This is a genomic window from Acinetobacter psychrotolerans (genome assembly GCF_048552595.1).
Taxonomy (GTDB): Bacteria; Pseudomonadota; Gammaproteobacteria; order Pseudomonadales; family Moraxellaceae; genus Acinetobacter.
The window spans coordinates 66,628-77,325 of the sequence record NZ_JBIMDK010000018.1 but is presented as its reverse complement, the minus strand read 5'-3'; the positions used below and the strand labels follow the sequence as shown (position 1 = coordinate 77,325).

9 protein-coding genes are annotated in these 10,698 nt (G+C 36.2%); 1 reads left to right on the top strand and 8 read right to left on the bottom strand.

Annotated features, from left to right (window positions below):
- The coding region (locus ACG94X_RS14035; protein WP_419384323.1) for an Ig-like domain-containing protein at positions 1–1,180 on the bottom strand (1,180 nt) is incomplete at its 3' end.
- Between the two features lie 343 nt (positions 1,181–1,523).
- Between ACG94X_RS14035 and ACG94X_RS14030 the strand changes: the two genes are divergently transcribed.
- Entirely contained in the window at positions 1,524–2,894 is a 1,371-nt protein-coding gene (locus tag ACG94X_RS14030) for a phosphohexomutase domain-containing protein (protein WP_419384322.1), read from the top strand.
- A 65-nt stretch (positions 2,895–2,959) separates the two neighbouring features.
- Here ACG94X_RS14030 and galE read toward each other — a convergent pair whose 3' ends face one another.
- The 7 genes from galE to ACG94X_RS13995 are packed head-to-tail and all read right to left on the bottom strand — an operon-like array spanning position 2,960 to position 10,676.
- The gene (galE, locus tag ACG94X_RS14025) at positions 2,960–3,979 is read right to left on the bottom strand and encodes a UDP-glucose 4-epimerase GalE (RefSeq protein WP_419384321.1); all 1,020 of its coding nucleotides are present in this window, start codon (positions 3,977–3,979) and stop codon (positions 2,960–2,962) included.
- A gap of 16 nt (positions 3,980–3,995) precedes the next feature.
- On the bottom strand, positions 3,996–5,639 hold the full coding sequence (gene pgi / locus ACG94X_RS14020) for a glucose-6-phosphate isomerase (RefSeq protein WP_419384330.1): 1,644 nt from the start codon (positions 5,637–5,639) through the stop codon (positions 3,996–3,998).
- A gap of 20 nt (positions 5,640–5,659) precedes the next feature.
- The gene (locus tag ACG94X_RS14015) at positions 5,660–6,919 is read right to left on the bottom strand and encodes a nucleotide sugar dehydrogenase (RefSeq protein WP_419384320.1); all 1,260 of its coding nucleotides are present in this window, start codon (positions 6,917–6,919) and stop codon (positions 5,660–5,662) included.
- Between the two features lie 15 nt (positions 6,920–6,934).
- On the bottom strand, positions 6,935–7,810 hold the full coding sequence (gene galU / locus ACG94X_RS14010) for a UTP--glucose-1-phosphate uridylyltransferase GalU (RefSeq protein ID WP_419384319.1): 876 nt from the start codon (positions 7,808–7,810) through the stop codon (positions 6,935–6,937).
- Positions 7,811–7,830: 20 nt separating this feature from the next.
- Positions 7,831–8,451: a sugar transferase gene (locus tag ACG94X_RS14005; RefSeq protein ID WP_419384318.1), complete on the bottom strand. Its 621-nt coding sequence runs from the start codon at positions 8,449–8,451 to the stop codon at positions 7,831–7,833.
- On the bottom strand, positions 8,435–9,592 hold the full coding sequence (locus ACG94X_RS14000; RefSeq protein ID WP_419384317.1) for a glycosyltransferase family 4 protein: 1,158 nt from the start codon (positions 9,590–9,592) through the stop codon (positions 8,435–8,437). The genes ACG94X_RS14005 and ACG94X_RS14000 overlap by 17 nt, the downstream gene beginning before the upstream one ends.
- Positions 9,582–10,676 carry a glycosyltransferase gene (locus ACG94X_RS13995; protein WP_419384316.1) on the bottom strand — a complete coding sequence of 365 codons (1,095 nt, stop codon included), beginning with the start codon at positions 10,674–10,676 and terminating at the stop codon, positions 9,582–9,584. Before ACG94X_RS13995 ends, ACG94X_RS14000 begins: the two co-directional genes overlap by 11 nt.
- Positions 10,677–10,698 lie beyond the last annotated feature (22 nt).

The window sequence follows — 10,698 nt, the reverse complement described above, 5'->3', positions numbered from 1 at the left end:
CCGTTGTTCCTGTTCCAATCACATTACCTGCAGGGTCTTTAATCACAATTTTTGAATTTGGTTCTGCTTTACCTGTGACAACACTACCCTCTTGCACGACAGCCAAGTTAGTCGGTGCTGCAGGTGGAGTTAAATCCAAAGCTTTTACTGTTGCATCTAGTGATTTGTTATTTGAAGGATCTATGGCATTTACAGATAACGTTTGGTTGTCTTTTTGTGGTGTAGTTAAACTTACAGAGAATGAACCCGTTGGATCCGTTGTTCCTGTTCCAATCACATTACCTGCAGGGTCTTTAATCACAATTTTTGAATTTGGTTCTGCTTTACCTGTGACAACACTACCCTCTTGCACGACAGCCAAGTTAGTCGGTGCTGCAGGTGGAGTTAAATCCAAAGCTTTTACTGTTGCATCTAGTGATTTGTTATTTGAAGGATCTATGGCATTTACAGATAACGTTTGGTTGTCTTTTTGTGGTGTAGTTAAACTTACAGAGAATGAACCCGTTGGATCCGTTGTTCCAGTTCCAATCACATTACCTGCAGGGTCTTTAATCACAATTTTTGAATTCGGTTCTGCTTTACCTGTGACAACACTGCCCTCTTGCACGATAGCCAAGTTAGTCGGTGCTGCAGGTGGGGTTTTATCTGGTGCGACGAGTAATGTAGGCACAGACTCATTGTGATTGGTAGAGCCATCTGAAGCTGTTACTTTTAATGCTTCACTCGCAATTTGAGCAGGTACTAATGGAACACTGAAATTACCATTTTTATCGGCCGTAGTTGTGGCAATCACTTCATCATTTGCATTTTTAATTTTAATCACTGCGCCTGGTTCAGTATTGCCTGACACCATAGTACCCTCAGCATCAATATTTGCAATAGGTGCTGCAGGTGCGACAAAATCTTTAACAACTTGCGTTTTGGTAAGTTCTAAACCTTGCGAGTTTTTACCTACTAAGTTTACAGTTTCACCATTTAGAAATTCACTCGTCTGATAATTAACAGTACCCGTGGCATCTGCTTTAACAATAACTGTTTTAAGTAAAATTTTTGTAATCGTGTCGTAAAAAGTTAAGGTGACATCTACCCCTGGTTTAAACCCGATCGCATTTACTGTATTTAAAAGTCCAGTGACGGTACCTATAGCAGGATTAAGTCCTAAATCTTGTGAATTTGCCATTTCTTGCCTCATTTTTAAATTATTAGTGGTAAAATTTTTGGCATTATAACGGCAAAAATGATAACTAGTTAACATTTTTGCCGTATTTATTAATTTATTTTTGTTTTTTTTGCTGACTAAAAATACAACACAATGACTTTCATCACTTATTTTTGTATTTCATATCACGTTTTAGTTTATTTATTTATCTTATAATTAACCTTATAAATGTAAATAATTACATATAAGCAAGTATTGTTCACATTTTTCTCACTGATTTTACAACACCAAAAAAATATTGACACACTTTAAGGTTAAAATACTGTTTTACTGTCATTAAACTTTATACAACAGATAGATGAATATGAATAAATTGACGTGTTTTAAAGCCTACGATATTCGAGGCAAACTTGGCTCAGAACTGAATGAAGATATTGCTTATAAAATTGGTCGTGCTTATGGGCAAATTTATCAACCCAAAACTGTTGTGGTCGGTTGTGATGTACGATTATCCAGCGAAGAATTAAAACAAGCAACGATTCGTGGTTTAAATGATGCGGGTATCAATGTTATAGATTTAGGTATGACAGGAACTGAAGAAGTGTACTTTGGTGCATTTCATCTAGATGTTCAAGGTGGTATTGAAATCACTGCAAGTCATAATCCTATGGATTATAATGGCATGAAATTGGTTCGTGAAAATGCACGACCAATTAGTTCAGATACCGGTTTAAAAGAGATTCAAGCTCTTTCTGAATCTGAGCAATTCATTGATGTTGCACAAAAAGGCACAACACAAAAATATAATATTCTTCCAGAATTCATTGAACATTTACTGACTTATATCAATCCAACAAAAATTCGACCACTTAAACTGGTAATGAATGCAGGCAACGGTGCAGCAGGTCATGTTGTCGATGCCATTGAAGAAAAATTCAAACAACTGAATATTCCTATTGAGTTTATTAAAATTCATAATGAGCCAAATGGTCATTTTCCAAATGGTATTCCTAACCCTATTCTTATTGAAAATAGAGACAGTACTCGTGATGCAGTATTAGAACATCATGCTGATATGGGCATCGCTTGGGATGGTGACTTCGATCGTTGTTTCCTTTTCGATGAAAAAGGACAATTTATTGAAGGTTATTATATCGTTGGATTACTCGCTCAAGCATTCTTACTTAAACAAGCAGGTGAGAAAATTGTGCATGATCCACGTTTAGTTTGGAATACCTTTGATATTGTTGATCAATATAAAGGCATTGCCGTTCAATCAAAATCTGGCCATGCATTTATTAAAGATGTCATGCGTGAAAATAATGCCGTATATGGCGGTGAAATGAGTGCTCATCACTATTTCCGGGATTTTGCGTATTGTGACAGTGGTATGATTCCTTGGTTACTCGTGGTTTCCGTACTTTCAGAAACACAGCAATCATTGTCGAGTTTAGTTGAAGGTATGATTGAGCGTTTCCCTTGTAGTGGTGAAATCAATTTTAAAGTTAAAGATACTCAAAAAACCATTCAGAAAATATTTGATTATTTCGCAGATCAAAAACCGACAATTGATCAAACAGATGGTGTGAGTTTAGATTTTGGTGTTTGGCGTTTAAATGTCCGCGCATCTAATACTGAACCACTTTTACGTCTGAATATTGAAAGTCGTGCAGATAAAAATCCCAAACCAATGCAAGATTATGTGGACGAATTAACTCAGTTGATTCAAGGTTAACTTGAATTCTGAAATAAAAAATAGGCACTTGGAGTGCCTATTTTTTATGAATTAAACCATTATAGTTAATCTTTATAGCCTGTAGGATTTTGCTTCTGCCAATTCCAACTATCAGCGAGCATATCTTCTAATTTATATTGTGGTGTCCACGCTAACTCTGTCACTGCACGTGCATTATTTGCAAAAGAGGTTCCAACATCACCCGAACGACGTGGTGCAATTTCATGTGCAACAGAAACACCATTGACTTGCTCAAACGTATTCTTGACCTCAAGAACAGATGAACCATTCCCAGTACCTATATTCCAAGCGCGGCAACCTTTAGCTGTTAGGCGATTATTTAAAGCACATAAATGCGCATTCGCTAAATCGACTACATGAATATAGTCACGAACACCTGTACCATCAACTGTGTCGTAATCATTACCATAAATTGACAGCTTTTCACGACGACCCACAGCAACTTGGGTTACATAAGGCATTAAGTTATTTGGAATTCCTTGAGGATCTTCACCAATTCGACCACTTTTATGTGCACCTACTGGGTTAAAATAACGTAATAATGCGATTGACCATCGCTCATCAGCAATCGATAATTTTTCTAATAATTGCTCAACAATCAGCTTCGTATAACCATAATTATTGGTTGGCATACCTGTCGGCATAGTTTCATCTAAAGGTGAAATATTGGCTTCATCGTAAACCGTTGCAGAGGAACTGAACACTAAATTAAATACGTTGGCTCGTTCCATGGCTTGTACCAATTGCACAGACCCAGCAATGTTATTGTCAAAATAAGTCAGTGGAATTTGCTGACTTTCGCCGACTGCTTTTAAGCCTGCAAAATGAATCACAGCATCAATCTGATGTGAAGCAAAAGCCTGATCTAAATCCTGTTGTTGGCGAATATCACCCTGAATAAACGTCAAAGCTTTTCCAGTTAGTTCTTGAACACGCTTTAACGAATCTTCACAACTATTGGAAAGATTATCTAAAACAATAACCTCATGTCCAGCTTCAAGTAACTCAACACACGTATGCGAACCAATATATCCTGCACCGCCAGTGACTAAAATTGTTGCCATAATTTTTCCTATATTTCTATTCTTTTCCAAGCAAGATTTTAATCAAACCTTGTGTTGAAGCATCTAACTGAGAAATATCTTTCTCTTTTCCACTTAAGATTGGAAGCAATTGATTAGCAATATCTTTGCCTTTTTCAACACCCCATTGATCGAATGGATTGATATTCCAAATCACCGATTGTACAAAAACTTTATGTTCATAAAGTGCAATCAACATTCCTAAACTATAAGGACTCAATTCATTTAAAAGTAACGTGGAACTTGGTTGATTACCTTCGTATTGCTTATATACAGGTAGTTGTAGCAATTCTTCAGCATCTAACGCTTTATTACCAAAAGCCAATAATCTTGACTGTGCTAAACAATTGGACAATGCCAAATGATGCTGCTCAATCAACGCTTCAGCACTTTCTGCATAAGTAAATTGATTCGCATTATAACGCTGTATGGGCGCAATAAAATCGCAACTAACGGCATGTGTTCCTTGGTGTAATAACTGATAAAAAGCATGCTGTGCATTTGGACCAACTTCACCCCAAACAATTGGGCAAGTATTCAATGCAACTTTTTCGTTATTCCTTTGAATCGACTTACCATTCGACTCCATCTCAAGCTGTTGCAGATACGAAGCAAAATACTTTAAACGCCCATCATAGGGTAATACAGCATGGGTTTGAATATTCAGAAAATTATTATTCCATATACCTAATAAACCCATCAATACAGGGATATTTTGCTCAAATGATGCATGTTTAAAATGTTGATCAATCGCATAAGCACCTGCCAAAAGCTGCTTAAATCCTTCGACCCCGATCTGTAAAGCAATCGGTAAACCAATACATGACCACAGTGAATATCGACCACCAACCCAATCCCAAAGTAAGAATTGATTTTCGGCAGAAATGCCCCACTCCGTCATTTTTTCAGGTTTGGTTGATACGCCAATAAAGTGATGTTGTACAACACTTTTTTGTGCACCCAGAGCTTTCTCTAGCCATTGTCGAACAGTTTGTGCATTGGAAAGTGTATCTATCGTCCCAAACGACTTAGATGAGACAATAAATAGTGTGGTTTCTGGGCGCAACTGATGCAATAAATCAGAAAGCTGGCTACCATCCATAGTAGAAACGAAATGAACTTTTAGTGGCTTTGTTGTACTCACTTTAAAGTCCGATAAAGCGTGATTGACCATCAATGGCCCAAGATCTGAACCTCCAACACCAATATTAACCACATCTTGGATCACTTCACCTGTAGCACCACGACATTGACCTGCATGGACTTTTTCAACAAGTTGGAACATTCGATCTAATTGTTGATGAACCAAACTAGCCAATTCAGGATAATCTTGATCATGCTTCGGTAAACGTAATGCCCAATGCATCGCTGCTCGGTCTTCTGTATAGTTAATTGACTCTTCTGTAAATAATCGCCCCACCCATTCTGTTAATTGTTTAGTGTCGGCAAATTTAAATAACAAGTCTCGTATCTCTTGATCAAGACGATGCTTACTATAATCAAAACTGAGTGGGTTAAAATGGACTGAAAACTTTTCAAAACGCTGTGAATCGTGTTCAAATAAGTCCGTTAATTGTATTTGCTGCTGTGTAATGGCTTTTTTTTGTAAGTGTTCTACATTTTGCTCAGCATCTAACTGCATCGTATCTAAAATAGACATTGTCATACTCGCCCTACGCCTTGATAAGCAAAACCTTGCGCTTTCACAAAATCTGGATCCAAAATATTACGCCCATCTAAAATTAAAGGATGTGCCATTTTTTGCAAGAGTTTTGTATAATCAGGGCTCCAATATTGTTTCCATGCAGTCAATAAGCATATTGCATGCGCATTCGCTACTGCTTGATATTGATCTTGACATAAAATTAAATCTGGACGATCACCATAGACATTTGCAACACGCTCTAAAGCTTGAGGATCATGCAATTGAACTATCACACCCTGTGCCCAAAGCGCAGCGAGCATAGCGTGAATTGGGGAATTATCGATACTCGAAGTATTCTCTTTAAATGAAGCCCCCCAAATTGCAACAACTTTACCCGTCAATTGCCCTTGGTAATAATTCCATAATTTTCTAAATAGAATTTCTTTTTGTTGCTCGTTGATATTCCAAACCTGATCTAACAATTGGCTTTGGATACCAGAACCTGCCACGGTTCCAGTTAAAGTGAGAATATCATGCGAGAAATTTTCGCCACCAAAACCCACACCCGGTGAAAGATAAGTCGCTCCAATACGATTATCTGCTGCTAAACCTTGTTTTACATTTTGAATATCAATGTTCAGTTTTTCAGCAACTTGCGCCATATCATTCATATAACTAATACGTGTTGCGAGCATGCCAGAAATACTCAACTTGGTAAATTCAGCATCCAAAAATGGCATAAACAAATATTGCTGTTTTAATTGAAAGAAAGGACGCAGTAACTCTTTGACCAATTGTTGAGTATTTTCTTCATCAATACCAACAATAACCTGTTTGGAAGCAATAAAACTTTGAATCGCATTCCCTTCTTGAATCGTATCCGGTAAATAAGCCCAATGATCTGCAACTAGAATTTGCTTTAACTTTTCAGTGCCTTCCAAACCAAAAGTCGAACCATTAAGCATTAATTTTGGATGAATAATCGGTTGCGTTTTCAACTCTTCGGCTAAAGTAATTGCTTGCTTGAATTCTGTGGGATTAAAACTAAAGAGGAAAACATCACTCTGTAAATGAATATTCTTTAAACTCATCAATTGCAGTGAATGATTGGTCATTTGTTTTTGAATAAGCTGATTTAAATTTTCATCTTGATAATGGACTGATGATTGCTGCTCAACTTCAATTTGAGGGCACCAATAAACTTGATGTCCATATTCAGCAAACAAGCCAGCAATTACGCCAGCTTGAAGAGTTGAGCCAAACACACAAATATTCATATGTAATCTACTCTATTATAAATTCAACTCTTTAATCAGCTGTTTGAATTCATCGCCTAATTTAGAATGTTCCACACCATAGTGTAATACAGCTTTGAGATAGCCAATTTTACTACCACAATCAAAAGTCTGCCCTTTCATACGATAAGCTTCAACATTCTCTATTTTTTGTAATGCTGCAATTGCATCGGTTAATTGGATCTCATTACCTGCACCTTTCGGTGTTTGTTCTAATAATTGCATAATTTTAGCAGGCAGCACATAGCGCCCAACCACTGATAGATTTGATGGTGCAGTACCTACAGCAGGTTTTTCAACAATACCTTGCATGACAATACTTTCACCTTCTTCAGGTGAATGAGCAACATCAACAATACCATATTGATCCACCAAGTGATCTGGAACAGCCTCAACCATAATTTGTGATGCTTTTGACTCATCAAAACGACGAATCATACGCGCTAAATCATTCTCTTTATTTTTTTCTTTCACCAAGACATCAGGTAATAACACCACAAAATCATCATCACCAACAACTGCTTTAGCACATAATACAGCATGCCCTAAACCCAATGGTTGAGGTTGGCGTACACTAATCACGCTGACATGTTGAGGTAGTATTTCTGTAATTTCTTTCAATAAATCAAATTTCTTCTTATTCTCTAATATCGTTTCAAGTTCGAAGTTACGATCGAAATAATTTTCAATAGAAGCTTTAGAAGAATGCGTCACCAAAATTATTTCTTCGATTCCCGCTGCGACAGCTTCTTTAATCACATATTCGATTGCAGGGCGATCGACGACGGTGACCATCTCTTTGGGAATTGATTTACTTGCAGGCAGAAAACGCGTTCCTAAACCAGCGACAGGGAGAATAGCTTTTTTGATCATGATTTACTTTAACAACATTATTAATGATGGGTAGATTTAGTATCAGTCGTTTCCGAACCTGAAAAACGTCTAGCACCAACTGCTTGGTCTGGTGAATCAATGCCTTCCTTATTCAACATAACTTCAACTGTCTTTAACATAATTTTGAAATCATATAAGGTTGATTGATTATCAACGTATTGTACGTCCAAATCGAATTTTTCTTCCCATGAAAGATTATTACGACCGCTGACCTGTGCCAATCCAGTCATACCAGGTCTGACCTCATGACGACGTTTCTGATGTTCTGTATAATGCTCCATAAATTCAGGCATTTGAGGTCTCGGACCTACAATACTCATATTGCCTTTTAGAACATTTATAAGCTGTGGCATTTCATCTAATGTTGTAGAACGAAGTTTATGACCAAAAGGCGTAATACGTTGTTCATCAGGTAATGCATTGCCCTCTTTGTCGAATGCATCTTTCATAGAACGAAACTTGATCATTCTAAAAAGTTTCCCATGTAAACCTGGGCGCTCCTGATAAAAAAAGACAGGAGAACCTAAATTTCGCCTCACCTTATACGCAACCAGAAAAAAAATAGGTGAAAGTATTGTTAATGCAATTGCAGCAATGATTACATCAAGGAGTCTTTTCATTTATCACTTCTAAACCCATAATTTCAAATAGATTTTTATTAACCTTAAAAACATCAAAATTTTCTTGTGCTATTTTATAACTTTCCTGACCCATGATATTAACCTGTTCAGGATGCTCAATAAAATAACACATTTTTTCTGCTAAAGCTTCTGCATCCCACTTAGGAACTAAAAATCCATTTATGCCATCACGAACTGTTTCACGACAGCCTGGTACATCAGTTGTAATAACAGGACGTCCAATAGCCATTGCTTCTTGTGTACTTCGTGGCACACCTTCTCTATAGGATGGCAGAACAAAGACACTTGTATCTGTAATCCAATCTTTTATATTTGTAACATAGCCTGGGTACTCAAAAAGTTTTTCTTCAATCAATTGATTGAGTTGTTCCTGCTTTAATGCGCCCATATTTTGATGATCAATGGCTCCGAGAATCGTAAAGCAAGCGTCAGGATATTTCGATTTTACAATGCGTATTGCTTGAATAAGTTCAAAGACGCCCTTTTCTTTTAATAATCGTCCAATAAACAAAAATTTAACAGGAGAGATTTCTGCTTTTGTATAAGGATAATCAATCAAATTCAAACCAATTCCACCTAAAATATGAACTTCATGTACATTCAGATCATGCTTTTTCATTAAATCATGTTGATCATCTGGATTTAAAAAAATCATTTTATCTAAACACGGAAACGCCATTTTATAGAGTAATACTTGAATATTACGAATCAATTTCGTTTTTATTGTCTGACCTTCTGGTTGCTCTGTAAAGGTATAGCCTAAACCTTCGAGCATTCCTATCTTTAGCGGAACCTTTGCAGCTCTTGCAGCCATGCTCCCATAAATAACTGGTTTTGCGAAATAAGATAAGACAACATCTGGTTGAATATCTCTTAGTATTTTTTTAAGTTGTAAGAAAGACTGAATATCTGCAAAAGGATTTAAGCCACCTCTACTCAGTTGATATTTTAGAGGTATAGCGCCTAGTGCTTTAATTTTTTCTAGGCATTCTTCTGTAGATTCTGAAGTTAAAGCATAAACGATATGTCCTTGTTGAACCAACTGAAGAATTAAATCTGCGCGAAAGCCATAAAAACTTGAACCAGTCGTTCCAATTAATGCAATTTTTTTAAAATTCATACAATTTCAGCCATCTCTCTACAGAATTTATTAAAGAAAACTGATCTTCAATTCGTTTACGTGCTACTTTATTATTATTTATCACTTCACTTTCATTTAACATTAGAACATCGTTAAAAGCATCGGCAAGAGCGGAACTATTTTGAATAGGAATTAACTTCCCAGTTTCCCCCATTATTTCTGCACTACCACCACAATCTGTTGCAATAACATACGTTTCGCATGCCATTGCTTCTATTATTACAGTAGGTAAACCCTCATATTTTGATGAAAGAACAAAAAAATCAGACATATTTAACAATGCTGGGATATCATCTCTTCGACCTAGCAATATAACATTAGATTGTAAATTCAAAGTATTAATTAACACTTCAGTTTCTTCCCGAAGCTCACCTTCCCCAACAATGACTAATTTAGGTTGTTTTTCTTTAAAAGAGGAAGTCTCTTTAAATATGGAAAATGCTCTTAATAAATTTGGATAATCTTTAGCTTCATGAAAACGGCCAACTGACAGAAATAATGGTGTAGATTCCAAAACTTCAATTTCGTTTTTTAGCCAGTTATCTTTATTATTTTTTTCAAATTTAGTGAGGTCTATACCATTATATATCGTCATAATTCCATTTTCAGGCACTGCTCCTAATTTTTCAAAACTAAGAGAAGCATTTTTACTTACATTCGTTGTTATATCAGCGAGATTATGGGTGTATTTATAAGCTAACATCCTAAACCTACCACCCTCATTATTACTATGAGCTGAGCAGATTAAACGTGGAACTGATAAAAATTTCCTAGAAATTCGAGCAAAAATATTGGCATGAACCATATGTGCATGAACAACATCAGGCTTAAAATCTAAAATTAATTTTTTATAATTTTTATATGCAAATTTAGCCTTTGTTAAATTTTCCAAACCTAAATATATAAGTTCAATTTCAGTATTTTTTGGCCGAACAACTACACTACCTTTTAAATAAGCTATTTTTACACAATGACCTCGTTGTGACATTTGATCAGCTAAATCGGTTACTATTTTTTCCGCACCACCACCACCAAGGCCAGTAATTAAAAAAAGAAGGTTCATTACCTATTACTCATATAAAGCA

Bases quoted from the DNA above. Each gene is read 5' to 3' on its own strand.
- ACG94X_RS14030 (WP_419384322.1), top strand. From the start codon at position 1,524: ATGAATAAATTGACGTGTTTTAAAGCCTACGATATTCGAGGCAAACTT.
- galE (WP_419384321.1), bottom strand. From the start codon at position 3,979: ATGGCAACAATTTTAGTCACTGGCGGTGCAGGATATATTGGTTCGCAT.
- pgi (WP_419384330.1), bottom strand. From the start codon at position 5,639: ATGCAGTTAGATGCTGAGCAAAATGTAGAACACTTACAAAAAAAAGCC.
- ACG94X_RS14015 (WP_419384320.1), bottom strand. From the start codon at position 6,919: ATGAATATTTGTGTGTTTGGCTCAACTCTTCAAGCTGGCGTAATTGCT.
- galU (WP_419384319.1), bottom strand. From the start codon at position 7,810: ATGATCAAAAAAGCTATTCTCCCTGTCGCTGGTTTAGGAACGCGTTTT.
- ACG94X_RS14005 (WP_419384318.1), bottom strand. From the start codon at position 8,451: ATGAAAAGACTCCTTGATGTAATCATTGCTGCAATTGCATTAACAATA.
- ACG94X_RS14000 (WP_419384317.1), bottom strand. From the start codon at position 9,592: ATGAATTTTAAAAAAATTGCATTAATTGGAACGACTGGTTCAAGTTTT.
- ACG94X_RS13995 (WP_419384316.1), bottom strand. From the start codon at position 10,676: ATGAACCTTCTTTTTTTAATTACTGGCCTTGGTGGTGGTGGTGCGGAA.